The sequence below is a fragment of the Corynebacterium sp. HMSC073D01 genome, from assembly GCF_001815555.1.
Classification (GTDB): domain Bacteria; phylum Actinomycetota; class Actinomycetes; order Mycobacteriales; family Mycobacteriaceae; genus Corynebacterium; species Corynebacterium glucuronolyticum.
In genome coordinates, this window is record NZ_KV821036.1 from 18,024 (window position 1) to 41,817 (window position 23,794).

Annotated in this window: 28 protein-coding genes; 11 read left to right on the top strand and 17 right to left on the bottom strand. The window is 61.5% G+C overall.

The annotated features are described in order from the left end of the window. Nucleotides 1-243: 243 nt before the first annotated feature. On the top strand, nucleotides 244-849 hold the full coding sequence (locus tag HMPREF3044_RS05605; RefSeq protein WP_005388083.1) for a DedA family protein: 606 nt from the start codon (nucleotides 244-246) through the stop codon (nucleotides 847-849). Further along, on the top strand, nucleotides 850-1,491 hold the full coding sequence (locus HMPREF3044_RS05610; RefSeq protein ID WP_070739854.1) for an aminotransferase class IV: 642 nt from the start codon (nucleotides 850-852) through the stop codon (nucleotides 1,489-1,491). Between the two features lie 66 nt (nucleotides 1,492-1,557). Here HMPREF3044_RS05610 and HMPREF3044_RS05615 read toward each other — a convergent pair whose 3' ends face one another. Continuing rightward, the gene (locus tag HMPREF3044_RS05615) at nucleotides 1,558-2,262 is read right to left on the bottom strand and encodes a hypothetical protein (protein ID WP_141759645.1); all 705 of its coding nucleotides are present in this window, start codon (nucleotides 2,260-2,262) and stop codon (nucleotides 1,558-1,560) included. Nucleotides 2,263-2,544: 282 nt separating this feature from the next. Then, nucleotides 2,545-3,162: a peptide-methionine (S)-S-oxide reductase MsrA gene (msrA, locus tag HMPREF3044_RS05620; RefSeq protein ID WP_005388077.1), complete on the bottom strand. Its 618-nt coding sequence runs from the start codon at nucleotides 3,160-3,162 to the stop codon at nucleotides 2,545-2,547. A gap of 118 nt (nucleotides 3,163-3,280) precedes the next feature. On the opposite strand from msrA, the gene HMPREF3044_RS05625 reads away from it, so the two are divergent. Then, a complete protein-coding gene (locus HMPREF3044_RS05625) occupies nucleotides 3,281-3,889 on the top strand; it encodes a superoxide dismutase (RefSeq protein WP_070739860.1) in 609 nt (202 codons plus the stop codon). Nucleotides 3,890-3,913: 24 nt separating this feature from the next. Here the strand turns inward: HMPREF3044_RS05625 and HMPREF3044_RS05630 are convergent, their stop codons facing one another. After that, nucleotides 3,914-4,117, bottom strand: a complete 204-nt coding sequence (locus tag HMPREF3044_RS05630) for a hypothetical protein (RefSeq protein WP_070739863.1) — start codon at nucleotides 4,115-4,117, stop codon at nucleotides 3,914-3,916. A 157-nt stretch (nucleotides 4,118-4,274) separates the two neighbouring features. Between HMPREF3044_RS05630 and HMPREF3044_RS05635 the strand changes: the two genes are divergently transcribed. Next, nucleotides 4,275-5,438 carry a hypothetical protein gene (locus tag HMPREF3044_RS05635; RefSeq protein WP_246820911.1) on the top strand — a complete coding sequence of 388 codons (1,164 nt, stop codon included), beginning with the start codon at nucleotides 4,275-4,277 and terminating at the stop codon, nucleotides 5,436-5,438. A 111-nt stretch (nucleotides 5,439-5,549) separates the two neighbouring features. Here the strand turns inward: HMPREF3044_RS05635 and HMPREF3044_RS05640 are convergent, their stop codons facing one another. Continuing rightward, complete coding sequence (locus HMPREF3044_RS05640) at nucleotides 5,550-6,704, bottom strand: AAA family ATPase (protein WP_198481458.1); 1,155 nt, start codon at nucleotides 6,702-6,704, stop codon at nucleotides 5,550-5,552. A gap of 74 nt (nucleotides 6,705-6,778) precedes the next feature. After that, nucleotides 6,779-8,161, bottom strand: a complete 1,383-nt coding sequence (locus HMPREF3044_RS05645; protein WP_070739866.1) for a TM0106 family RecB-like putative nuclease — start codon at nucleotides 8,159-8,161, stop codon at nucleotides 6,779-6,781. A 66-nt stretch (nucleotides 8,162-8,227) separates the two neighbouring features. On the opposite strand from HMPREF3044_RS05645, the gene HMPREF3044_RS05650 reads away from it, so the two are divergent. Both HMPREF3044_RS05650 and HMPREF3044_RS13085 read left to right on the top strand, forming a co-directional pair. Continuing rightward, nucleotides 8,228-8,839, top strand: coding sequence for a DUF6474 family protein (locus tag HMPREF3044_RS05650; RefSeq protein WP_070739869.1), 612 nt, complete (start codon nucleotides 8,228-8,230; stop codon nucleotides 8,837-8,839). Between the two features lie 486 nt (nucleotides 8,840-9,325). Further along, nucleotides 9,326-9,478, top strand: a complete 153-nt coding sequence (locus HMPREF3044_RS13085; RefSeq protein WP_005394512.1) for a hypothetical protein — start codon at nucleotides 9,326-9,328, stop codon at nucleotides 9,476-9,478. Between the two features lie 28 nt (nucleotides 9,479-9,506). Here HMPREF3044_RS13085 and HMPREF3044_RS05660 read toward each other — a convergent pair whose 3' ends face one another. Then, the gene (locus HMPREF3044_RS05660) at nucleotides 9,507-10,145 is read right to left on the bottom strand and encodes a LuxR C-terminal-related transcriptional regulator (RefSeq protein ID WP_005394511.1); all 639 of its coding nucleotides are present in this window, start codon (nucleotides 10,143-10,145) and stop codon (nucleotides 9,507-9,509) included. Next, a complete protein-coding gene (locus HMPREF3044_RS05665) occupies nucleotides 10,142-11,350 on the bottom strand; it encodes a sensor histidine kinase (protein ID WP_070739875.1) in 1,209 nt (402 codons plus the stop codon). The genes HMPREF3044_RS05660 and HMPREF3044_RS05665 overlap by 4 nt, the downstream gene beginning before the upstream one ends. A gap of 18 nt (nucleotides 11,351-11,368) precedes the next feature. On the opposite strand from HMPREF3044_RS05665, the gene HMPREF3044_RS05670 reads away from it, so the two are divergent. Beyond that, nucleotides 11,369-11,863: a DUF2020 domain-containing protein gene (locus tag HMPREF3044_RS05670; RefSeq protein WP_083318121.1), complete on the top strand. Its 495-nt coding sequence runs from the start codon at nucleotides 11,369-11,371 to the stop codon at nucleotides 11,861-11,863. Here the strand turns inward: HMPREF3044_RS05670 and HMPREF3044_RS13370 are convergent. The 4 genes from HMPREF3044_RS13370 to HMPREF3044_RS05680 all read right to left on the bottom strand — a co-directional run bounded on the left by HMPREF3044_RS13370 (nucleotide 11,858) and on the right by HMPREF3044_RS05680 (nucleotide 13,297). Further along, nucleotides 11,858-11,977 carry a type II toxin-antitoxin system RelE family toxin gene (locus tag HMPREF3044_RS13370; RefSeq protein WP_246820913.1) on the bottom strand — a complete coding sequence of 40 codons (120 nt, stop codon included), beginning with the start codon at nucleotides 11,975-11,977 and terminating at the stop codon, nucleotides 11,858-11,860. The genes HMPREF3044_RS05670 and HMPREF3044_RS13370 overlap by 6 nt on opposite strands. Nucleotides 11,978-12,090: 113 nt before the next feature. Beyond that, nucleotides 12,091-12,300 carry a type II toxin-antitoxin system RelB family antitoxin gene (locus tag HMPREF3044_RS05675; RefSeq protein WP_371326114.1) on the bottom strand — a complete coding sequence of 70 codons (210 nt, stop codon included), beginning with the start codon at nucleotides 12,298-12,300 and terminating at the stop codon, nucleotides 12,091-12,093. A gap of 70 nt (nucleotides 12,301-12,370) precedes the next feature. Continuing rightward, nucleotides 12,371-12,535, bottom strand: coding sequence for a hypothetical protein (locus tag HMPREF3044_RS13090; protein ID WP_168167237.1), 165 nt, complete (start codon nucleotides 12,533-12,535; stop codon nucleotides 12,371-12,373). After that, on the bottom strand, nucleotides 12,536-13,297 hold the full coding sequence (locus HMPREF3044_RS05680; protein ID WP_070739881.1) for a class E sortase: 762 nt from the start codon (nucleotides 13,295-13,297) through the stop codon (nucleotides 12,536-12,538). It abuts the gene before it with no gap. Between the two features lie 51 nt (nucleotides 13,298-13,348). On the opposite strand from HMPREF3044_RS05680, the gene yidC reads away from it, so the two are divergent. Then, a complete protein-coding gene (gene yidC / locus HMPREF3044_RS05685) occupies nucleotides 13,349-14,482 on the top strand; it encodes a membrane protein insertase YidC (RefSeq protein ID WP_070739884.1) in 1,134 nt (377 codons plus the stop codon). Nucleotides 14,483-15,041: 559 nt separating this feature from the next. Here the strand turns inward: yidC and HMPREF3044_RS05690 are convergent. The 4 genes from HMPREF3044_RS05690 to HMPREF3044_RS13095 form a co-directional block, all read right to left on the bottom strand. Beyond that, the gene (locus tag HMPREF3044_RS05690) at nucleotides 15,042-15,662 is read right to left on the bottom strand and encodes a TetR/AcrR family transcriptional regulator (RefSeq protein ID WP_070739887.1); all 621 of its coding nucleotides are present in this window, start codon (nucleotides 15,660-15,662) and stop codon (nucleotides 15,042-15,044) included. A 106-nt stretch (nucleotides 15,663-15,768) separates the two neighbouring features. Next, complete coding sequence (locus HMPREF3044_RS05695) at nucleotides 15,769-16,035, bottom strand: GlsB/YeaQ/YmgE family stress response membrane protein (protein ID WP_070739890.1); 267 nt, start codon at nucleotides 16,033-16,035, stop codon at nucleotides 15,769-15,771. A gap of 92 nt (nucleotides 16,036-16,127) precedes the next feature. Continuing rightward, the gene (locus HMPREF3044_RS05700; protein WP_070739893.1) at nucleotides 16,128-17,027 is read right to left on the bottom strand and encodes a universal stress protein; all 900 of its coding nucleotides are present in this window, start codon (nucleotides 17,025-17,027) and stop codon (nucleotides 16,128-16,130) included. Between the two features lie 71 nt (nucleotides 17,028-17,098). Next, nucleotides 17,099-17,245 (bottom strand): hypothetical protein, encoded by a 147-nt coding sequence (locus HMPREF3044_RS13095; RefSeq protein WP_005388055.1) that lies wholly within the window; start codon nucleotides 17,243-17,245, stop codon nucleotides 17,099-17,101. On the opposite strand from HMPREF3044_RS13095, the gene HMPREF3044_RS05705 reads away from it, so the two are divergent. The 3 genes from HMPREF3044_RS05705 (at nucleotide 17,244) to HMPREF3044_RS05715 (ending at nucleotide 22,147) form a co-directional block, all read left to right on the top strand. After that, complete coding sequence (locus HMPREF3044_RS05705; RefSeq protein WP_070739896.1) at nucleotides 17,244-18,128, top strand: pseudouridine synthase; 885 nt, start codon at nucleotides 17,244-17,246, stop codon at nucleotides 18,126-18,128. The two genes, HMPREF3044_RS13095 and HMPREF3044_RS05705, sit on opposite strands and share 2 nt — an antisense overlap. A gap of 699 nt (nucleotides 18,129-18,827) precedes the next feature. Next, nucleotides 18,828-19,550 carry an ABC transporter ATP-binding protein gene (locus HMPREF3044_RS05710; RefSeq protein ID WP_070739899.1) on the top strand — a complete coding sequence of 241 codons (723 nt, stop codon included), beginning with the start codon at nucleotides 18,828-18,830 and terminating at the stop codon, nucleotides 19,548-19,550. Continuing rightward, nucleotides 19,550-22,147 (top strand): ABC transporter permease, encoded by a 2,598-nt coding sequence (locus tag HMPREF3044_RS05715; protein ID WP_070739902.1) that lies wholly within the window; start codon nucleotides 19,550-19,552, stop codon nucleotides 22,145-22,147. The genes HMPREF3044_RS05710 and HMPREF3044_RS05715 overlap by 1 nt, the downstream gene beginning before the upstream one ends. Nucleotides 22,148-22,192: 45 nt before the next feature. Here the strand turns inward: HMPREF3044_RS05715 and HMPREF3044_RS12905 are convergent, their stop codons facing one another. Then, on the bottom strand, nucleotides 22,193-22,603 hold the full coding sequence (locus tag HMPREF3044_RS12905) for a hypothetical protein (protein WP_141759646.1): 411 nt from the start codon (nucleotides 22,601-22,603) through the stop codon (nucleotides 22,193-22,195). A gap of 53 nt (nucleotides 22,604-22,656) precedes the next feature. Next, nucleotides 22,657-23,709 carry an alkene reductase gene (locus HMPREF3044_RS05725; protein ID WP_070739908.1) on the bottom strand — a complete coding sequence of 351 codons (1,053 nt, stop codon included), beginning with the start codon at nucleotides 23,707-23,709 and terminating at the stop codon, nucleotides 22,657-22,659. Between the last annotated feature and the right edge of the window lie 85 nt (nucleotides 23,710-23,794).

The window sequence follows — 23,794 nt, forward strand, 5'->3', positions numbered from 1 at the left end:
ATCTCCACACATCGGCCGAATGTAGTTGTCGCCTTTAGGTGAACTGGGGAAATACAGTTTACGAACGCCCAAACTGGAGCCCGTCGGCGGGCGGAGGGCAGCAAAATCCGCGGAGACATCTGCATGCAATCTCGGTTGCGGACGGGAAAGATGCCCAAACCCCAGGCCGCGCCCCACCCGCAATGCATTTCGGTGTAGGTTGTAGGTTTGTCATCTTTTCGCGCGAAGGAGCTTTAGAACCGCATGTCCCTTTCTAATATTCTCGATGCCGGCGCACTACTGGAGGCCTTCGGCCCGTTCGTGTTGCCCGGCCTTGCAATCGTCGTGTTCATCGAGTCGGGATTCCTGTTCCCCTTCCTGCCCGGCGATTCCTTGCTGGTCACGGCCACGATTCTGCGCGAGACGTTCCACCTGACGGTGCCGTGGATCCTGGGGGTAGCTATCGTCGCGGCGTTCCTCGGGGATCAGGTTGGTTTCTGGCTGGGGAAGACGTTTGGCAGGCGGCTGTTCAAGGATGATGCCCGCGTGCTCAAGACGGAGTATCTGCAGCGTGCGGAGGATTTCTTTGCCAAGCATGGCCCGTTGGCGCTGGTACTTGGGAGGTTCGTGCCGATTGTGCGTACCTATGTTCCGCTAGCAGCCGGAACGGCGGAGATGCACTACACCTCGTTTGTGCGTTGGAATGTTCTGGGGGCCGTCGGCTGGGTGTGCTCGATGGTTGCGGTGGGGTACTTCCTGGGGAATATCCCCGGCATCGCCGACAACATTGACGCGATCGTCATTATTATTGTGGGGATTTCTGTCCTACCGATTATCATTTCCTGGCTTAACCAGAAGAGGAAGAAGTAAGTGGAAGGCCACTTCACCACGTTTAATGTCCTCCCCGATGGACATGTGCGGGGCTTCGACCTGCACGTGGAGAGATTGGTCTACGGTCAGCGATCGCTGTTCGGTCGGGGGCTCCCCGACGGGCTTGTCGACGCCATGCGGGAGCTGCGGGAACCAAACACCTACCGCGTTTCCTGCTTCGCGGATTCTTTCAACATAACCGCGCGGGCGATCCCCCCCTCGGAGCCGATAAGCTGCGCTTTTTATCCATTGGTGCGGGAGCTGCCCCGCGTGAAGCACGACGACCTGGCCCCACAGTGGGAGGCGCAGCGGGCGGTCGCAGCCGACGACGCGATTTTGGTTACCGGAGACGTGGTGACCGAGGGGACCATGTTCAACGTGGGGTTCATTACACCTTCGGGGACTTTGGAATGGCCCGTAGGTGAGCTTCTTCTCGGGACGACGCAGCAGCTCATTGAGGGGGTGTGGCCGTCGGTACGCAAGGAAATTCGGGCGGGAGAGGTCGAAGGGTACATCGGAGCTATCGCGACGAACGCTGCGCGCGGGGTTCGGCTCATTACGCAGATCGATTCGGCGCTCGTGACGACGCCGCGGGGTGCCGAGATCGCTGCGGACATTGCGCGGGCGTACGAAGCGATTTAGTTTTTGCAGCAGATTGGAGCGGACCCCCATTAATTTCGGAGATTTGGGACGAATCTGCTGCAAAAACTAAAAGGTGGGGGGTCCCTTGATGTAGGGCAGGCAGCGGTCGGCAGGAAACTCGCGACCGTGATTCACTTTCAGCGCGCGGCGCAGCTGAGCTAGCCAATCGTCGTTGGTGTAGGTGTAATTGGTTACGCGGACGACGAAGATGCCCTCGCACTCGAGGTCGCGCTGGCGGCTGAGCTCATTGTTGGCAGCTTCCTCCGCAGAGAGACCATACTGGCCCCACGTCTTTCCGCGGCCGTCGTACTCAATTCCGACCGAGTGTTCGCGGTTGAGGAAATCCAGTCGAGCGATGCTGACTCCCCGGTAGTTGGTGATCGTCACTTGCTGCTCGAAGCCCTTGATGTTGTTTAGGTACAAAGAGACTTTCACGTCACTTTCGCGGGGGCTCTCGGAGCGATCGTTGACAAGCATTGCAGCTGTGCGGGCACGCTCGATGTTGGCGAAATTCGAGCGGGCAGCGACGGCTTCCGCGAGGTCGGCACGGGTAAGCTTCCCTTTGCGGGCAAGGATGTCGCCAAGGCGGACAGCCTCATAAAGGCCATGCCACCTGGCAACATCAATGACCGTCACCGCCGGGGTAGTTAGGGTGACCTCGATGCCTTTAAAAGGGGTGGTCGTCATGTGGGTATCGGGGATATTTCGGCCATCGGCGTATTTGCTTGTGCGCCCGCGGACCTCGGGGCGGAAGGTCGTCGATAAGAGCATGTGGGGGTACGCCCACATAGCGGCTGCGGATCTGCCCACGAGGTGGCGCCCGCTAACTCCTTGTGCACCAGAAGCAAGAACCGAACGCTGATTTGACCTCAACCCATAAAAATTCCAGGTTGGGTAATAGACACCGCGTGCCAGCCTTTTCATCCTTCCGGCACGGAACCCCTCGATGACGTGAAGGCGCTCGCCGGGTCCCAGTGAGCGGATTAGAAGTAATTCATCCCCCGATTGCATGGACTTAGTTTCGCACGGGTACTACTCCCCCGCAACCGGTAGCTACCCGCAGGCGATGCCGGTGGCGTGGACGGGGCAGTAGCCGCCCGGGTTTTTGCGGAGGTACTGCTGGTGCTCTTCCTCGGCAAGGTAGTAGTCCACGTGGGCGCGGATCTCGGTGGTGAGATCGCCGTAACCTGCCTCTTTGAGCTTGGGGGCGTAGGCGGAGGCGATGCGGCGGGCGATCTCGGCCTGCTCATCGGTCTCAGTGAAGATGCATGAGCGGTACTGGGTTCCCACGTCGTTGCCCTGCCTAAAGCCCTGGGTGGGATCGTGGGCCTCGAAGAAGATCTTCACCAACTGCTCGAACGAGATTTTTTCCGGATCGTACACAACCTTCACCACCTCGGCGTGGCCGGTGCGGCCGGTGCAGACTTCCCGGTAGGTGGGGTTTTGGGTGTAGCCGCCGGCGAATCCCACGCTTGTGGTGATTACACCAGGGGTGGACCAGAATAATTTCTCGGCGCCCCAAAAGCAGCCCAGGCCGAATAGGACGTAAGCACCAGGGGAATCAAGTGGAGTGCCAAGGACCGCGTGGGTGCCCGGGTTGGGGAGGACGGGCGTTTTTCCGCCCTTGAGGGCGGACTCGCGGGTGGGCATAACCGGTTCATTAATAAACATAGGGTTACCTTACCCCTGGTCAGGGGCGGGGGTAGAAAAAATTTTTCTGAATCCCTTTACAAGTCCGGATTTTCCCCTATCATGGGGGCCACGTCAACAACCAAGAAAGGACGAATTCATGGCTGATATCTACACCCTCCCCGAACTCGACTACGCATACGACGCTCTGGAGCCGCATATCTCCGCTGAGATTATGGAGCTGCACCACTCCAAGCACCACGCAGGTTACGTCAAGGGCGCCAACGCCGCGCTCAAGGCACTCGAGGAGGAGCGTGCCGGCGAGGCCAACGCCGACAGGATTCGCGCCTACACCAAGAACCTCGCGTTCAACCTTGGTGGCCACACCAACCACTCCATCTTCTGGAAGAACCTCTCCCCCAACGGTGGCGGCGAGCCGACCGGCGAGCTGGCTGAGGCTATCAAGGCTGACTTCGGCTCCTTCGAGCAGTTCAAGGCTCACTTCTCCGCAGTGGCTACCGGCCTGCAGGGCTCCGGCTGGGCAGTGCTCGGCTACGACCACCTCTCCGGCCACCTCATCATCGAGCAGCTCACCGACCAGCAGGGCAACATCTCCGTTAACTTCACCCCGCTGCTCATGCTCGACATGTGGGAGCACGCCTTCTACCTCCAGTACAAGAACGTCAAGGCCGACTACGTCAAGGCCGTCTGGAACGTCTTCAACTGGGACGACGTGGCAGAGCGCTACGCTGCAGCGAAAGCTAAGTAGGTTCTAGAGGTTCTGGCGAACCCGTTAGTTTGTGCGCGGTGCCACTTTTTGTGGTGCTGCGCACTTTTTTATTGCTCTAACTGTGGTGATCACCGCGAGGGCAAAGAGGGGAACCAGGATGATCCCCATGCTCAGGGCGTTCCAGTCGAGGGCGGTGAACAGGATGACGTCCACGGCAAGCAGGATCCACAAGCCGATGGCCAGCAACGGGGACGAGAGGTTTTTCACGGGGCGGCTCCTTCTTTTTCTGCGGATTGTGCCAGTATAGGTGGTTTATTGTGCGGTTTCGGGGGTTATGGGCAACGTTCGTTTCTTTCCCCAGGGGTGGGTGTTGCTTGGTGTCGGAACGAAAGTTCTTGTCTGACGTATCGGGGGCACCCTGTGTGTGCTGTGTTCTACTCTTGAGGCCATGAGAACGAAGGCCCTGGTACCCGTCATGGCGTGGTTTGTCGCGGTCATTGTGCTGGCGGTTACGGCGCAGCCCCGCTGGTTTGTCATCCACGCGTTCACGCTGGGCGCGGTGACGACGTCGATTGTGTACTGGTCGCAGTATTGGACGGACAAGTTCATGCGGCAACGCTCTGATGCTTTTCGACGCTGCGTTGCCCTCAATGCGTTCATCCTGCTCATGTTCGTGGGCCAGGCTGTGGAGATGGTGGCGCTGCTCGGCGTGGGCGCTGCGGGGGCTGTCGGGGTACTGGTGTACCACGGGTGGCGGCTGGCGCGGCAATACCGGCGCGGGCGCCGTTTTTCCAGCTCCGTCGTGGGATACGTGATCGCGGCGGCGTGCTTCGTGGTTGGCGCGGGGGCGGGTGTGCTGCTGGAATGGCGGCCCTCGGACATGGTGCGCGGGGCGCATGTGGCGTTTACGGTGCTCGGGTTCGTGGGGATTACGGCGCTATCGACGCTCGCATTGATGCTGCCGATGGTGTGGCGGACGCAGATGAAGTCCTCGCGGATAGAGGTGGCGATTGCGCTCCTCACGGTGGGTGTGGTGATTGTTCCCCTGTCTGCGGTGGGGCTCGTTGTGTATGTTGCGGGCTGGCTGTGGGCTGCCGCCGGGTGGGTGCGTGAGATCACCACCGTTCTGCGCGATCCGCGGGACCGGGTGGGGTACGCGGCGTTGACGATGGCGGCGTCGATCGTGTGGCTCATCGGCGGGCTGGTTGCATATGCGTTTTCGGGCGTGGTTCCGACGGAGGCGCTGGTCATCGGGTTCATCGGACAGCTACTCATCGGGGCCATGAGCTTCCTCCTGCCCTCACGGATGGGTGGCGGGCCCGGCGCGGTGCGGGCCGGCATGTACGCGCACAACCGCGGGGCGTACTACCGGGTGGTGCTCACGAATCTGGGACTGCTCGCGGGCTTTCCGGTGCTGGCGGTGGCGTCGCTGGCGATGTTCCTGCCGGCGCAGTTCGTCTCGCGGAGGGAGCAACAGGCGGTGCTCTCGGGTGAAGCGGAGAAGCCGGGTCTGGCGCGCTACAACCCCTGGTGGCAGGTAGCAGGCGGCGTTTTGACCGTGGTGGCCGTGTGGGCGCTGACGCTGTAAATATACTTTCAGGTTTCGGCAGTTTTACGAATTGTTGAAAGTATAGTTTCAGCAAAATTGTCCGCAAGTCTGCTTTTATAACCTTTTAGAACTTTTAGAACTCAGCTCCTATCAGGCGAAATCCTCCTTTGACCACTCCTGGTTGCGGATGTACTCACGTAGATACGGTAATTCAAAATCCACGTAACCGTAGCTGGGAGCCGCAATGATTCCCGCTTCTATGAGGCGTGCGCGATAAACGCTCACATACGACGCGCCAACGCCAAGACGGTCCGCGATGTCTGACGTACGGGTTGGGCCGTCGTTGCGCGCCATGACGGCGAGGAACTGGCGATCTTTCCCGGAAAGATCGGCAAGCGCGGGTTCGTGGACGAGTTGGCCGAGCTTTCTGCGTGCGACGGGGAGGCTCCGAGCGACTGAGGAAGCGGTAATGGCGTTACCTTCCCTGCAAAGGAATGCCTCTTGGCCGACGAGCTGAATCATAAACGGATAGCCGGCACATGCCTTTACGGCCTGGTCAAGTGCGGCTGGTTCCCAGGAAAAAGCGAGATCAAGCAGTGGTTCTTCCAGGGCCCGGCGTGATTCGTCGTCGCTAACCAGACCGAGCTCGATCATATTGGCGCGGCGAAGGAAGGTGACGGGATTAGAGCCAGCGTCGCTTGCCAACAGTGGTTTCACCGCACTGGGAATGCCTGCCATGGCGACGGCGATTTCGCGATCTTCTCGAACTAGGTGTTGGATCGTGGTGCCAAACTCGATGACCTCGTCACGTTGAGAGTGGTGCAGCTCATCCAGCGTGATGAAGACACCCACGGGCTCTTGTCCGAGGTGGCGATCGATTTCCGACTGCAGGGTGAGGAGATCGGTCAACGCTGCTCTAAGCGTCAGTTTTGGCGAATGCTTCTCCGCATCTTCCAGGGTCACACCAAATCCATGTGGGAGGGAGATGCCACGGATGCGCGTCCTACTGGAACGCAGCTGTTCAACCGCGATCTGGTACGCGGCGTCGCGAATCCGCTCGATAAAACCGTGCGAAGCGGTTTCCGAGATCACCCACCACGAGTGCGAACGCCCGACCTCCTCGAACTTATTGAGAAGCACAGTCTTGCCAACACCACGCGGTCCCGAGACGAGGGAGATCCGCTCGTGTGTCCCTGGTCCATTGCGAAGCGCTCGGTCACACTCTTCGATCTCTTCTTCCCTACCAACCAGCATGGGCGGGTTCGCACCAAGGGTCGCTCTGTACGGATTACGAACGAAATTCATGCCCCTAGTGTAGCCGACTTTTATAACCTTTTATAACTTTTAGAACTTTTATAACTCCGCTGTGACCTGCTGTTTTAGGGGTTAAGATCGGGGATTCCCGGCGCGCCCTGGGCGAGCCAGTGGCGGACGGCGGCGGTGGCGCGGCAATCGTCACGGTTGTAGCGGAGGAGGCGGTCGCGCTCTCTGGCGCGGTAGAGCTCGATGGACTCCTCGCCGTCGACACCTTCTTCCTCCCAGGTGAAGCCCGCCAGCGGGGCGATGACCTTGAGGCCGAGGCCGTTAGATCCGACGAGCTGGCTCTTCACCAGCTTGAAGACGTCGATCCACTGGCCGGAGGAGATGAAGGCATTGACCTCCTCGACAGGGGGCACGCCGGGGTAGCCCGCGAACTTCTTGGCGGAGGTGCGCAGCCAGTGGTTTTCTCCGCCGGAGGCGTAGCAGAAGGCGCAAAAGGATGGCGAAGACGCGCGCATGTCCATGAGGTAGGACCAGAACTCGGCAAAGTTGCGGGCCTCGGACTCGCCGCCGAGCTCGCCCCAGGTGACGAAGGGGCGGTAGGTGTGTTGGTCGTACGTGCCCCAGAGGTACACGCCGTGGTTGAGGTAGGCTTCCATGTCCACGTCCACCTCAACGTCGAAAAGCGGGGCGGAGGTAGGAACCTTCCGTAAGGCGGGAACCCCGGCGCGCCACGCGGCGGCGAGCCGATTGCCGGACGCAATGAGCGCGTCGACCGTGTGGATGCCGCGCTGCATGTAGGGGCGGGCCTTATCGCCGGAGAGGAAGAGGGAGATGTCATCGCGGGCTTCGAGGATTTTCTTGCAATCGAACCAGAAACGGCAACCCTCACACTCCTTGACGCGACGGGGACCCGTGGGTTCCGGGGTGGCAAGGGCGCGGTCCGTGGGCGCCGCAAGGGGCGCGGTCTCGATGATGGCGCAGAGGGCGAGGTCCTGACCTGTGACAAGGGCGACGCCCGAATCGTGACCCAAGCGGGCGAGCTCCCGGTCCGCGAGACTCACCCGATACCCATCGAGCGTATGGTGACGCGGGGCAAGCTTCGCCGTGACCGGCTTACTCAGACCAACCCGCTGCGTGGCGACGACCTTGGTCTGCGCCTTCGCGGGGTAGAGAAGCTTATGCGTGCTCATGACCAGCGGGGCGTAGGCGCCGTTCCAGCGGACGAGGGCCTCGCAATCCATGTACGGATGGGTGATGACCGTCGTCTGCGCGGCCATGAGCTCGAGGGTATCGAAGAAATCCCCATTGGCGTCTGCGCGGGTGAAAACGCCACGGTCACCGATCGCCTTCGTGTACGGGAGAAGCCTGACGAGCTGGTCAGCAGCCTGCTGCCGACGCTCGTGGCGGGCCTGGGCCTCCGGCGGGTACGGCGCATCGGGGAACCGGCGGCGCTGCACACCTTTAAACCGGCACCCCACCAAATCCGAGGCCTGCACCATGGCTACATACTATATACAACAGGTAAGGTGGAGGGGTAACACCGACGAATCTTTAAAGGAGCACCCGTGGGACTTTTCGGAGCCATCCGCAAGGCACGTGCAAAGACCAAGGCTGAGATCAAAGCCGCAGAGGCCCGCGCCAAGGCCGATTCCAAGAACGAACTGAAGCTCAACAAGCTGCTCATGAAGCACGAGAAGAACCTGGCGAAGCACAACGCCAAGCTGGAGAAGAAGCGCTTCAAGGAAGACACCAAGCTGGCCAAGCAGGAACTGGCGAAGATCCGCGCCGGCCGCTTTAACAAGGACACCGTCAACCGCTACGCAGGCGCGCTGCGGGCACTCGCACCCCTGGCGATCCCGCTCATCTACCGCGCCGTCACGCAGTGGCGGGAGCAGAACACCAACCGCCAGGCCTCCCAGCTCGGGTTTAGCGGCGCTGACCTGGCCAGCCACGGCGGGCACGGGGCCCCGCTGAAGGTGCGGATGGATAAGCTGCGCGCCACGGAGGGGCTGCCCGTGGGCTTTAAGAAGGACGTGGACGCGCGCCTGGACGAGCTCGAGCAGGCCGTGGACAACGCCGAGCACATGACGCCCGAGCAGCGCCGCGCCACCCACCGCTCCATCAGCGCCGACCTGGACATGATCTCCGGGCAGATCGACGAGAAGCTGAGGGCTTAAGTTTGTTTTGCGGCCTCCCTTTGGGAGGTCGCTTTTTTCTGTGTGCGGGCTTCTTGTCCGGTTGTCGATTATGGCCGGCTGGCGGGGAGCTGGCGACAAAAGGTAACGCGATGCCGGGTAGCGGTTTCGGCGACCTGGGGTTTCCGCACATCTGCAGCGACAAACCGTTAACTTTTGTCACGGGCGGTGTAGGGCCGCACACAAACTTCGCGCTTTGCGGGGTGGCAGGTGTGACGGCTCGAGGTTTCCTTCCCGGTTGGCGAGGGGCTGGCGACAAAAGGTAACGCGATGCCGGGTAGCGGTTTCGGCGATCTGGGGTTTCCGCACATCTGCAGCAACAAAACGGTAACTTTTGTCACCGGCGGTGTAGAGCCGCACACAAACCTCTCGCTTTGCGGGGTGGGGTTTCCTGTCCGGTTGGCGGGCAGAGCAGGCGCCGACAAGGTAGGCTTTAGCTATCCGTTTTAAAAGGAGAAAGGAGACACCATGAAAGTCACCCTGATCATCGTTGGCGGTTTTTTCGCATTCTTGGCCATAATTAGCAACGCCCTGTGGCTGCAGATCGTTTTGGGGATCTGCGCGGTCATCATCTTTGTGGCGGCGTTTACTAAGCGCACGCCGAAAGACGACGCGCGCTAGCCTTCATGGCCGGGGCGATGACGAAGCGCTAGAGAACTCCCTGCTCGCGGGCGGCGGCGACGGCGGCGGTGCGGGAGCGGGCGTCGAGCTTGTCGTAAATGTGGACGAGGTGGGACTTCACCGTTGCCTCGGAAAGGAAGAGGACGCGGCCGATTTCCTTGTTAGAGGAGCCGGCGGCGACGAGGCGGAGGACCTCGAGCTCACGCGGGGTGAGGGTGGTCTTGGGGCCGCGGACGCGCGTCATCAAGCGGTTGGCGACGACGGGGGACAGGGTGGTGTCGCCCTCGGCGGCGGAGCGGACGCCGGAGATGAGCTCCTGCGGCGGGGCGTCTTTCAGCAGGTAGCCGAGGGCGCCGGCCTCGATGGCGGAGAGAATATCGGCGTCCGTGTCGTAGTTGGTCACCACGAGGACGGCGGGCGGGTTCTTCATCGTGCGCTTGATCTCGGCGGTGGCATCGGCACCCGTGCGCATCTTGGAGCCCTCGGCACCGGCACCGAAGCGCATGTCCATGAGGATGACGTCGACGTTGCCCTGCTGCGCTGCGGCGATGGCATCCTCGGCAGTGGCGACCTCGCCTACAACCTCAATGTCAGAGGCACTGTCGAGGACAGCTTTGAGCCCCATGCGGACGATTTCGTGGTCATCGGCAAGCAAGACGCGGATCATGACAGTGTTTCATCCTTTCGTTCGTCCCTCATTGTATTGATAATAGGCACCGCGACGCTAATTGCCGTCCCCTGGCCTGGGGTAGATTCTATCGCCAAGGTTCCGCCGACCTCGCGGGCGCGCTCGCGCATGGCGTCGAGGCCGATGTGGCCGAGGCCGCGGGGGCGGGCTGCGACCTGGGCGGGGTCGAAGCCGACGCCGTTATCGACGACGTCGAGACGCACCTCGTCGGGGTCGTAGGTGAGGGTGACAAGGGCGGCGGTGGCCTGCGAATGCTTGACGACGTTGCCGAGCGCGCCCTGGGCGATGCGGAGGAGGGTGGTTTCCGTACGCATGGGGAGCTGGCGGTCCTCGCCCTCGACGGAGATGTTGACGTCGACAGACTCGATGTTCTCGGCGATGCGCTCGAGCGCGCCCTCGAGGTTTGTTTTGGCCAGGGCTGCGGGCTGGAGGGCGGCGATCATGGCGCGGGCCTCGGCAAGGTTGTCCGCTGCGGACTTCTTGGCGATGGCGATCTTCTTCAGGGGCTCCTCCTGCGGCTTGCCGGACTTGATGTCTTCTTCTGCGACGGAGAGGAGCATCTGGATGGAACTTAATCCCTGGGCGACAGTGTCATGGATCTCGTGCGCGATGCGCTGACGCTCGGCGGCCATGCCGGCCTCGTGCTCCGTCTGCGCCAGTTGCGAGCGGGTCTTCATCAGCTGGTCAATGAGCTCTTCCTTCTCCGCGGACATCCGCCACATGCGGCGGAAAATGAAGGCGATGCCGATGGTCACCACGCCACCGAGGAGGGGCCCGACGACCGCGCCGACGGTGATACCCGTGGGGATATTTGCGACGATCACGATGCCCGTGGCGCCCAGGATCGCCGCCGTGGACGTGCGCTCATCGAAACTGCGCAGGTAGACGAAGTACAGCGCGGCCACGAGGTACACCGCCGAGAGGTGATGCGGCAGAAGCAGGATCCACAGCGCCGTCAGCCCGAACGCCCACAGGCCGTGCTGGGTGGAATTTAGCTGGTGGAAGAAGTGGTTACCCGCGTAATAGATCGCGCCGAAGGTCACGGCCAGGAAGCTCACCTGCATGAACTCCAGGATCCCGACGGCGAGCGACGTCGCCACCGTCACGGCGAGGAGGAGGGCGGTGATGATGTGGATTCCCACTGTTATATAGGAAAACCCGGGCGCGTGTCTGTTCGTGGCCATACAGGTATCCTATGCCCTATGTTCAAACGGCTTGCCTTTATACCCGTGTTGTTCTTGGTTGGGTGTGCGGAGGAACCTGAGGTGGTGGTGCAGGAGGAACCGCCTGTTGTTAAGGAAGTGCAGGCTGAGGATGGGGAGTGCCCCTACCTGGATAGCCAAGCGGTAGCCCAGATGAATGGCCAGAAGGTGCTACGAGTGGGCGTCGACAAGCAATTTGAGGTGCCGGCGTGCCAGTTTTGGTCGTATTGGGAGGAACCGCAACTGACGGTGATTGTGCGGGAGATGGCGAGTGAGGGCGGGGCGCGGGCCGTGGTCGACCACTATGCGCCGGTGGCGGAGACGTCGCCGGCGGAGGAGCCGGAGGGGTGGAGCGGCGGGCGCGGGCCCGTGGAGGGGGGCGCGGTGTATGCCGTGAGCAAGGGGGCGACGGCCGTGGTTGTGCTCACTGACCAGGAACAATCGGTGAAGGCGCAGCTTGTGGCCGAGGAGGTTATTGGGAACCTGGGGTTATAGATCGTAGACAGTGCTGCGGTGGCCTATGCCAACGATTGCGATGAGCACTTTTCTGTCACGAATGGACGCGAGGATTCTGTAATCACGGACACGCCATCGCCACAAGCCCCTCATTGACCCTGTTAGAGCTTTCCCCCGAGCCCGAGACCTCTCTTAGGAAATTGCGAATCTCCTTTTGAATCGGTTTGTCGAGCTTACGGAAAGACTTAGCTGCACGCGGGGTGAAATCAATCGACCAAACCACACTCAGCCTCAAGCTCTTCCAAGCTGATTGTCTCTATCTCACCACGACGAGCAGCTTCTGCCTCTTCTTCCAGAGTGTATATGTATTCCAACTTGTCCAAATAGGCATTCAGTGCTTCTCGCACATAGTACGCACTCGTCCTACCTGTTTTCGATGCCAGTGCATCGAGACGTTCCTTTTGCTGCTTATCCACTCGCAAGCTAATTACCGACCCAGTCATGTAAACATGTATACACGACGTTGAGACAATTAACTACCCCCAACTACCCTGGCTGGGAAATCGACACGTCGTTGTAGGGCATGATCGAGGACACCCAGGGGAAAACAACCTCCATAAGCAGGAAGAACACGGCGACGGCGAGGATGATGAGGATGAGCGCCTTGAGCCATGCGGGGCCGGGGAGCGCGCGCCAGAGGTAACCGTACATTTATTCCTCCATTTCTGCGGGGACGCTGGTGTTGTCCGCGGATTTATCCTGGGAGCGGACGTGCACCGCGTGGATGATCATGCGCTCGGCGTTGGAAAACTGCGGATGGCAGGTGGTGAGCGTGACGACGGGGAGCATGTCCGGGGTCGGATCCTCCTCGTCGGTGCCGGGAAGGGCGTGAACCACCGTGTAATCGTCGGGGGTAGTGATGTGGCGGCCCTGGACGTGGCTGTAATCGCCAGTTGTGACGCGCTGTTGGACATCTGGTGGCAGGCAGGACGTGTTCTGGTCGTCTTCGATGGGGAGGACTTTGTAGATCTCCCACGTGGTGCTCGTCTCGATGATGATTGCGTCGCAGGCGTGGAGATGGCCGAGATCGTTAAACGGCGCGCCCTTACCCACGCGGTGGCCGGCGACCGCGAAATTGCCGGGCTGACCGGGGAGTTCGGAATCCTCGTAGTGGCCGGGGCCGGCTTTTAGTTCTTCCTCATCCGTGCCCTCGATGATGGCGAACTGGTAATCCGGGCCGAAGGCGGGAATGTAGAGGCGCGCCATGGCCTGGCCAAGCTCCGGGGAGACCCGATGACGAGGGTTCTCCCACCGCTGCGATAGGTTTTGCTCCGCCTGCGCCTGATTGCGCTGCGCCTCCAGGTTTGTCCAGTAGGCTTCATAAAAGGCGAACAATAAACAGACGACACCCAGCGTGATGAGCAGCTCACCAAGGAACTGCAGCCAGGAAAATCGTTTTGCCGAGTTGTTCACGTGCTCGATAATATCCTTTCGTAGCCTATTGATAAAGGAGCCGCTGCTGTGATGGACGCACTCGTCTACCTCGTATCCGCCGTGCTCAAACTGTGGCACACCTTCCTCCACGGCGGACTCGGAGTCAACGAAAACATCGCCTGGATCCTCTCCTTCGTCGGCCTCATCATCACCGTCCGCAGCCTCATCGCACCCCTGGCCTGGAAGATGTACGTCTCCGCCCGCCGCACCGCCATCATGCGGCCACACATGGCCTCACTCAAAGAGGACTACCGTGGCAAACTGGACAAAGAAAGCCAAGCGGAGCTCTCCCGCAAATCCCAGCAGCTCATGAACGAACACGAGGTCAACCCGATGGCCGGGTGCGCCCCCATGCTCATCCAATTCCCCGTCATCCTCGGCCTCTACCGCATGGTATTGCGCATCGCCCGCCCCGAAGGCGGACTAGGCACATCACCGTACCCGTCCGTCGGCTTCCTCTCCTCCGCCGACGTCGGCTCCTTCCTGGAAACACGCGCCTTCGGGCTGCCCATCGCCGCCTACGCCTCCATGCCTGAGGCGCAACTCAACGAACTGGGCACCACCGGCGACCACCTCGTCCACACCATCACCCCCATCGTCATCGCCGCCACCTGCTTCATGACGCTCAACATGATCCTGTCCACCATCCGCTCCTTTGAGACAATGGACTGGCGCAGCGGCTTCGCCGTCAACATGAGCTTCTCCATGGTGTTCTTCGCCATCTACACCCCCTTCATGATCCTCACCCTCGCCTTCAACGGCCCCATCCCCGTGGCGATCATCTTCTACTGGTTTGTGAACAACTTCTGGACCATGTCACAACTCATCGTCCTGTGGACCATGCTGACTGTCCGCCACCCGCTCACCCCGGAATTCAAGGAATTCCGCGACGGCGCACGCCGCAAACGCTACGCGCCGGTGACGCTGCTGGTGAAGGCGCTGTGGGCGCGGCTGCGCGGGCGCGATGCCTCCGACTACGTGGCGGAGCGGCGCGCGCTCAAGGATGCGGCGAAGCTGCGGAAGAAGGAGGACAAGGCCTTCAAGAAGGAGAAGAAGCGGCTGAAGAAGGAGGAGGCTGCTGCGAAGAAGAAGAAGGTGTCGGCGGATTCTTCGGCGGAGGCGGAGGGAGCTTCCTCGGCGGAGGCTTCCTCGGCTACCGAGTAGGGGCGGGGCCCGATTTCGCGCCCATATCAGTGCGCGCTTATTGCGCCGTTGCGCACAGCAGCGGCTGCCACTTCGGCACGCTCGACAATCGCAAGCGACAGCGCCGGGTTAGGGAATTCCCATACAGCTCTACTTATTGCGCCGTTGCGCACACGTGGATGACATGGTGCGCAGGCGCGAGGAGGCATCAATATTTGTGGGTCATTTTAGTGCGCACTTATTGCGCCGTTGCGCACAGCAGCGGCTGCGACTCCGGTGTGCTCGGCAATCGCAAGCGACAGCGCTGGGTTAAGGAATTTCCATGCAGCTCTACTTATTGCGCCGTTGCGCACAACCGGCCGACTCCGGCAGCGACTGGATGTAAGGCAACATGAGCACGCCCACCCCGGCGCGCAAAGCCCGACTCGCCAGCACTTACCCCGCCGAATCCTGCACATCAGTGCGCGCTTATTGCGCCGTTGCGCACAGCAGCGGCTGCCACCCCGGCACGCTCGGCAATCGCAAGAAGCAGCGCTGGGTTAGGAAATTTCCATGTAGCTTTACTTATTGCGCCGTTGCGCTAGATGGAGTAGTCGGCGGCGGGTTCGCCGAGCAGTTGCTTGGCGAGGGTGCGGGCGAGGTCGAGGGGCTCGCGGGACTTCATGTGCTGGGCGTTGGTGATGCCACCGTCGATAAGAATCATGAGCTGACGGGCGATCGACTGGGACGGGTACCCGTTGCGCTCGGTGAGGAGCTCCGTCAAAGTGTTGAAAATCCAATCGCGGTGCTCGGCAACAGCAGCGACGATGCTCTGCTCACTCTCCGTCTCCGGATTCGGGTACTCGCTGGCCGCATGGGTGAAGTGGGAACCGGGGTAGCCCTCCTTCTCCTGCTGGTCGATGACCTGATCGAACATGGCGTTGATCTTTGCCTCGGGGTCGGTGAGGTGCTCCGTGCGGCGCTCGAACTCCTCGGTCCACTTCTGCGCCATCTCATTAATGTAAGCAATGACGAGATTGTCCTTGGAACCAAACAACGAATACAGGGATGCCTTGGCTACATCGGCCTCGCGGAGGATGCGGTCAATACCAATGACGCGGATGCCTTCCGTGGTGAACAGGTTGGTTGCGCTGGCCAGCAGCCGCACACGCGGGCTCGGCCGGTCCCGTCTCCTGCTCTTCGCTTTCTTCGTTGTAGCCATACCCTAACAATAGCAAAACTAGACAGCCCAGTCTCTCCAAGACCCACCGCGCGGGACATAAAAAACCGCCCTCCGTGAAACGCGGAAGGCGGGCTAAGAGACGAGGCTACTTCTTCTTGGTGATGAAGCCTACGATCCAGAGCAGCAAGCACGCGCCAATGAGGCAGGTAATGAAGCTGAGGATCCAGTTACCGGTGGAGCCACCCAGGCCGAAGAGGCTGAGGACCCAGCCACCGAGGAAGCCGCCGACAACACCAACGATGATGTTCAGGAACAAGCCCATCTGCTCATCAGTCTTCATAATCTTGGAGCCAATCCAACCGGCGAGGCCGCCAACGATAATCCAACCAAAGAAACCAAGTGCAGGTGACATAGAATATTCTCCTTAAAAACTAATACCGAACGGTTGTACTGGCCAGTATACGCATTAAAAGCGCGTTTGCCAGCCAGCGGAGAATTTGTTACCTAATCTTTGCAATCAGGGCGGACAACCATCATCGGGCAGGGAGCCGACTGCAGCAGAGCACGAGAGGTGGAGCCGAGCAGCATGCCCTTGAAGCCACCACGCCCATGGGATCCGACGACGAGGAGCTGAGCGCCCTCGGCGGCATCGGCAAGCGCACGGACCGGACGATCGCGGGTGATGATCTTCTCGACCTCCACATCCGGGAACTCCTCGGCGTAGCCGGCCAGACGCTCGGACAACAGCCGGTGCTGCTCCTCCTCGACCGCCTCCCACTGCTGCTGAGCGGCGGCGAGACCAGCAAGAGAGGCCTGCACCTGCATATCCATCCAGGTGTGGACAGCCTTCAGCTTGGCACCACGGGCGTGGGCCTCCTCGAAGGCGAGACGCGTGGCGCGCTCGGACACCTCGGAACCATCGACACCGACGACGACCGGACCGTACTTGTTATCCGGCGTCAGCTGGTTATCCTCACGGACGACGACCACCGGGCAGCACGCGTGGGACACAACGGCGGCGGAGACCGAACCCATGACCATACCCGAAAGCCCACCGAGACCACGGGAACCCATGACGATCATCGTTGCGTCCTCAGCCATCTCGAGGAGCATATCGATGGGGCTCCCCTCCGCAACCGTGTGACCGATCTTGATGTTCGGAGCGATCCCCAAAGCGACCTTCTTGGCAGCCTCGATCTTTTCCATGGTCTCGGCCTGGAGGTCGTCGTAAAGCTCCTGGGGCGGGATCATCCCCTCAGCGTAGAGGAACTGCGGCATGGAGTAGCTGGAAACCAGCTGGAGCGGGCAGTCGCGCTTGTTCGCCGTGTTGGCAGCCCACGCAACCGCAACCTCCGCGGCCTCGGAGCCATCGACAGCACAAACAATGAGTTCTTCCTTAGACATGGTGTTAACCCTTCTCTCGCGGATATCTGACTACAGTTTACCGGCAGGGGGTGGTTGGCCGGTAGCCTTTTTTACTCAATGGGGGGAAGGGTATGCGGGGCATCGGCATTTGCCGGGAACAAAACGTGGTACAGTGCCCTGATCACATCAGCAATAGCCTTGCCAATGCCCTCGGAAGAGTAAGTAACAAACGCATCTGTGAGAAAATCAAGATTCATGCGCCCTATCGTACAGCCACTGCCCCCGCGCAACGGGCTCACCGCCTCCCGCGTGCGCGCCCCGTATTCGATTGTGGCGAGGGATTTTTTGGCTGCGGTGATCGCAGGGCAGCGACATCGGCACCCGGAGGATGATGCGCGGGCGCTTGACAAACGGTTTGCTGCCGGTGAGGTGCGGGACAGGCGTGGGCAGGTGATTGCGCCGGGGCAGGTGTTGGCCGCTGGGGAGGACGTCTACTTCTACCGGATGCCCGCGCCGGAACCGCACGTGCCATTTTCCATTGAGACCGTGTACGAAGACTCGCGGGTGCTGGTGGTGAACAAGCCGCCATTTTTGGCGACCGTGCCGAAGGGGGCGCATGTTACGGAGACAGCCGTCGTGCGGCTGCGGCGGGCGACGGGGAATGAGGAGCTCTCCCCTGCACACCGCTTGGATCGGCACACGAGCGGGTTGCTGCTGTTCACGAAGTCGCGGGAATTTCGGGGCGCGTACCAGGAGATGTTTGCCCGGCGCGCGGTGCAGAAGACGTATCATGCCGTATCCGCTGGTCCTTCGTCTGTTGCGCCGGGAACCGTGTGGCGTTCGCGGATCTCGAAGGTGCCGGGGGATTTGCAGGCACACACGGTTGATGGGGAGGCCAACGCTGAGACGCATGTGATTTCTGTTTCCGGGCGGGTGCACGTGTTGGCGCCGCATACAGGGAAGACACACCAGCTCAGGCTGCATATGTGCGAGGCGGGCGTGCCCATCGTGAACGATCCGCTGTACCCCGCGATCCGCGACGACCTCATGGACGACTTCACGCGGCCTTTGGGGCTCACGGCGTACTCCCTGCGGTTCGAGGATCCGGTGGATGGGCGGGAGCGGGAGTTTTCGCTGTAGGTTCTGCTGGGCTTTGGGCGGGGTGCGAGAAAAAGGTAGACGGATTCTGTGTAGCAGGTTTGACCAACTGGAACGATGGGGGCGACCTGGAAATAGCCGTCTACTTTTTGTCAGGAGAGGTGGTTACGCTCGTGAACACGCGGACAAACCGTACCCGAATACCTGTGGGAACCGCGAGCGATCACATGCCAAATGAGAAGCCGTCTACTTAGCTTTCGAGGTAGGAGCGGATAACTCGCTTATCTTCTAGATCGCGGACTTTTTGAATGTGGCTGTTCTTCTGCAGACTGCGGTATACCTGGTTTGGTGTGAGTCCCGTTGCTGCCAGCCTGGACCTGATGGTGGCGCTCTAATGGAGGGCGTAGACAAAAGGTAACCGGATCTAGGGTAGCCGATCTGACCACCTGGGAATTCCGCAGGTTTGCAGCAACAAAACCGTAAGTTTTGTCACGGGTGGTTACTGGTCGTCGTGGGGGCGTGGACAAAAGGTACCGCGAGCAACTGTGTGGGGCGGGCCAGGCTTTGAAAAGAATGTGCATTGCACCTTTTACTGCACTACAACGGCTTTTTGTCAACCCTTTCACTGCTCTGCAACGAATGTAGATTGCAATGTTCATTGCACTGCAATCTACTTTGCAATCTACTTTGCAATGTACTTTGCACAGCCCCGGCGTTCCCGTGCCTATGTAATGTAGAGGTATGTCTGGAACAGCCCGTGCAGTGGATATTGTGAAAACGTATGGAAGCGGTGACACGCTGGTCACCGCACTCGACCACGTTTCCATAGAGTTCCGGGAGGGGGAGTTCACGGCCATCATGGGGCCGAGTGGCTCTGGGAAGTCGACGCTCATGCACACTATGGCGGGGCTCGACTCGATCACCTCCGGTCAAGCGTTTATCGGCGATGTGGATGTGAGCACGCTGAATGATAAGGAGCTGACTGATCTGCGCCGGGACGAGCTGGGGTTTGTGTTCCAATCCTTTAACCTGGTGCCGACGCTGACGGCGGCGGAGAATATTACGCTGCCGACGGATATTGCGGGGCGGGAGGTGGACTACGAGTGGTACCAACTTGTTGTGAACAAGTTGGGACTAGGTGAGCGGCTGGGACATCGACCGAGCGAGCTGTCCGGTGGGCAACAGCAGCGCGTGGCCGTGGCGCGGGCGCTGGTGAGCAGGCCACGGATCATTTTCGGGGACGAGCCGACCGGCAACCTGGACTCCAATGCCTCGACGGAGGTGCTGGCGATTCTGCGCAATTCCGTGGACGAGTGGGGGCAGACCGTGGTTATTGTGACCCATGATGCGACTGCGGCGAGCTATGCCGACCGCGTCGTGTTTCTTGCCGACGGGCGGATCACGAAGGAGCTGATGAAGCCCTCGACGGAGGAGATCCTCGAGACGATGGCGGGGCTGAACTGATGGGGAAGCATTCACTATCTACGCGTCCGCGTAAGCGGACGCGGGCGCCGTTGGCGAAGGTGAGCTGGCGGAACGTGCTCGCGCACAAGGTGCGACTGCTGCTCACGGTGCTTGCTGTTGTGCTTGGGACTGCGTTCATTGCGGGGTCGTCCATCCTCACGGCGGGGCTGTCGAACACGTTTGACCAGATGGCGACGTCGCGGTACGCGGATGTGGACCTCGTCATGGGGTCGACAATGGGGCTGACGGATAATGCGCCGATTGAAGCGGTCGCTGACCTGCGGGGATGCGAGGATGTGGAGAGGGTCGAGCCCTCGTCAAGCCATGCGACCTCGATTGTGGTGGCGACGCCGGCGGGCGAGCCGCTGAAGCTCACGCCTGGGGGCGCCTCGCAAGGCGTGATCTGGGTAGATGAGGTGGCCGGGACGCTCGATAGCGGCAGCGCGCCGACGGGGGCGGACGAGATGCTGCTGGACAGCGAATCGGCGAAGAAGGCCGAGGTCGCGCCCGGGGATGTTCTCGATGTGGTGACGCCGAAGGGGCGGTCCACGAAGACCGTGACCGGCACGTTCACACCGACGATGATGGGGACCGGACTGGTCAGCGTGGCCTTTGACGAGCCGACGTACCTGTCGGAGTTCACCGACGGGAAGCACCTCTACGAGATCGCGATCTCGCTGAGGGACGGCACGGACGTAGACGCGCTCACGGAAAAGCTGAAGGCGCAGTACCCGGGGGTGGAATTCCAGACCGGGCAGGCCATCGCCGACAAGCTGACCAGCATGATCACCGACTCGCTTAGCTTTGTGAACTACTTCCTGTGGGCGTTTGCCGGCATCGCGCTCGTGGTGGGCACCTTCATCATCACCAACACGTTCTCCATGATCGTGGCGCAGCGCACGCGGGAGTTTGCGCTGCTGCGGGCGCTGGGGACCTCCCGGCGGCAGATCACGCGGAGCGTCATTGTGGAGGCGATCATCGTTGGGCTCATCGGCTCCGCACTCGGTGTCATCGCAGGGTGGGGGCTCGTGCAGGCGCTCATGGCGATCGCCGCCGGGCGCGGGGCGGTGCTCAGCCCCGGCACCTTCATGCTCACGCCCCAATCGATTATTGTGCCCGTAGTACTCGGGGTCCTCGTGACCGTGCTCGCCGCCTGGTCACCGGCCCGCCGGGCGGGGGCCGTCCACCCGGTGCAGGCGATGCGCGCAGGCGACCAGAGCTCCTCAGACTCGCTACGCGGGCGGACCATCGCCGGGGCGGTGCTCATCGTCGGTGGTATTCTCGCGGGACTCGTCGGTGCGCTCACACCGAGCTATTCGACGGGCTCCCGCGCGTGGTGCATGGCCGGCGGGTCGCTGGCGCTCATCCTCGGGGCCTGGTTTGCGGGGCCCGCGCTGGCGCGCGTATGCACAGCCATCCTGGGGTTTTTCGTGGCGACGCCCTTCGGAACCGTCGGCAAGCTAGCGTCAACGAACGCACGGCGAACGCCGAGACGGACCGCAACCACAGCCTTCGCCCTGACGCTCGGGCTCGCGCTGGTCACGTCCGTGGGCACGCTCGGGGCGACGATGAAAAACAGCCTCACCGGACAGCTGGATACGTCCGTGACCGCGGATTTTGTGCTCACCGGGCCCGGCGGGGCGAGCGGTAGTAGCACGCTTACGATTCCGCGGGAGGTCTCCGACAAGGTAGCTGACCTGCCGGAAGTGGACGATGTGATGACCATGTCGAAGGCGCCGATTTTTGTTAACGAGGTGCCGATGTCCGACTCGTTTGGCACGCCGGGGTCGCCGGTGGCCACGCGGGCGCCGCGCGGGTTTACCGACATGCCACTGGTAGACGGCACGCTGGAGATCGGCAACGGCGTGCTGCTCGCCGAGACCATGGCTGAGAGGTTCGGGATCGGCGTGGGCGCGCAGGTGCAGCTGGCGTCGTTGGATGGGCACACGACGACCGCGCCCGTGGTCGGCACATACGGGCAGGCAGTGGGCATCGGGCGCGCGATTATCGCGGAGCCGCTGGCCGCGCGGATCGTCTCCGGCAATGACATCAAAACCGATAGGGTGTACGTGCGGCTTGCCGACGGCATCACGCTGGAGGAGGGGCGCGCCGCGATTGAGAAGGTCACAGACCCGTACCTCGTCGTCTCCGTCAAAGACAAGGAGCAATACTCCAACAGCTACGCGAACCTCATCGACCAGATGCTGACCATTTTGTACCTGCTGCTCGGGCTCGCCGTGCTCGTCGCCATCTTGGGGATCGTGAACACGCTAGCGCTATCCATTACTGAGCGGCGGCAGGAGATCGGCATGCTCCGCGCCGTGGGCACGCATGCGCGGCAGGTCAGGGGCATGATCTACATCGAATCCGTGATCATCGCCATTTACGGCGCGCTGCTGGGCACCGGCATCGGGCTGTTTATTGGCTGGGGCTTCCTTCGTGCTCTGTCTGGGTCTGGCATCGAAGAGATCGTCATGCCCTGGGGGCAGATCGCGCTCATGTTCGCGGCATCCGGCGTCATTGGGGTGCTCGCTGCCGCCATCCCTGCGCGCTCCGCGGCAGCGACGAGCCCGCTGGAGGCGATTGCGGAGGAGTAGGGGTTCGGCGGGGCGTCGAAAAGCGGAGACTACAGTTCCCCGAGGTCAGCGGAAGGAGTGAAGAGTGGCCGTGGGTGCGCGGGGATGGCGCGTTTGTCGAAATCCTCGTACTCGACCGGAAAGCTCGTGCCGACGATGCCCCACGAACCGTCGGCCGAGTACGTCAGGGCCCAGAACGGGAAGCGTTGGAAGGCCCGCTCCATGGCGGCCGCGCGGGCCGCCGAAGTCCTTCTCGAAAGACTCGGCAACCTGCTCGAACGAGGGGCCCGAGAAATCTCCCATATCGACGGTGCGGATGGTCTCGAGGATGCCGATGGGGCGGGCTTGGGCTGCGTCGAAGTTAACGAGGACAAAGGTGAGAGTATCCTGCGTCGCATTCTCCAGAACCGGCGCCAATTGCACGAGGAGACCGCCCATATGGGCAAGCGCAAACCGGTACGTAGCACCACTCGTCATCGTGGCCTCCTTTTAATTCCATCGTACGCAGGAACAAACAGGTAAGCGCGCTGCTACTGGTACGCGGGGTAATCGGTGTAGCCCTCGGAGCCGCTGCCGTAGACGGTGGCCTGGTTGAGCTCGTTTTCCGGAAGGTTGTTCTCCCAGCGGTAGGCGAGGTCCGGGTTCGCCATGGCGCGGCGGCCGACGGAGACCGCCTCCGCATGGCCTGCGGCCACGATCTGCTCGGCATCCTGCTTCGTGGTCACCGTGCCAAAGCCCGTATTGAGGACGAGGTTTTGCCCGATGCGGAGCTCCTGGACGAGCGAATCGGAAGGATCCGGGTTCATGACGTGAAGGAATGCGAGACGCGGGATGTTGCGGGCGAAGGTGAGATACGTCCTCGCGGTCTCCTCCGGGTCGGTTTCGTCAGCGCCCTGAATGTTCTGGCCGGGCGACAGGCGAATGGCGACCTTGTCCGCGCCGATAGCGTCCGCAACCTTATTGGTCACCTCCGTGGCGAAGAGGGAACGGTCCACGCCGTAGGCGTCGTCGCGGGTGTTAGCCGCCGGGGAGAAGAACTGGTTAATGAGGTACCCGTTCGCGCCGTGGAGCTCAATGCCGTCGAAACCAGCGGCGATGGCGCGCTCGGCGGCCTGCACGAACTCGTCCTCGATCTGGCCGATCTCAGCCGCGGTAAGCGAATGCGGGACCGGGGCCGAGGCCTTGCCCTCCTTAATGCGGATCGGATTCGGGGCGGCGATGGCGCTCGGGGCCACGATGCGGCCGGTGCCCGTGATCTCCTCGTGGGAAATGCGGCCGCCGTGCATGATCTGCAGGAAAATCTTCCCACCCGCTGTGTGGACGGCGTCGGTCACCTTCTGCCAGGCGTCGCGGTGTGCGGCGGTGGCGATGCCCGGCTGGTTGTACCAGGTGCGGCCCTCGATCGTAGGCCACGTGCCCTCGGCGATAATGAGCCCGAGGCCCGCGCGCTGGCGATAATGCTCGACGAGGAGGTCATTGGGGGTGCCGTCGAGGTCCGCGCGGGTGCGGGTGAGAGGGGCCATGACGATGCGGCTTTTCAGTTCGGTGCTTCCAAGGGTTACCGGTTCATACAATGTTGTCATGTCCCGCAACAATACTCTTATATGACGGTGGGTGGGGAATTGGTTGATGGATAGCGGGCGCGCACGTTTGGGTGCGCGTTTAGTT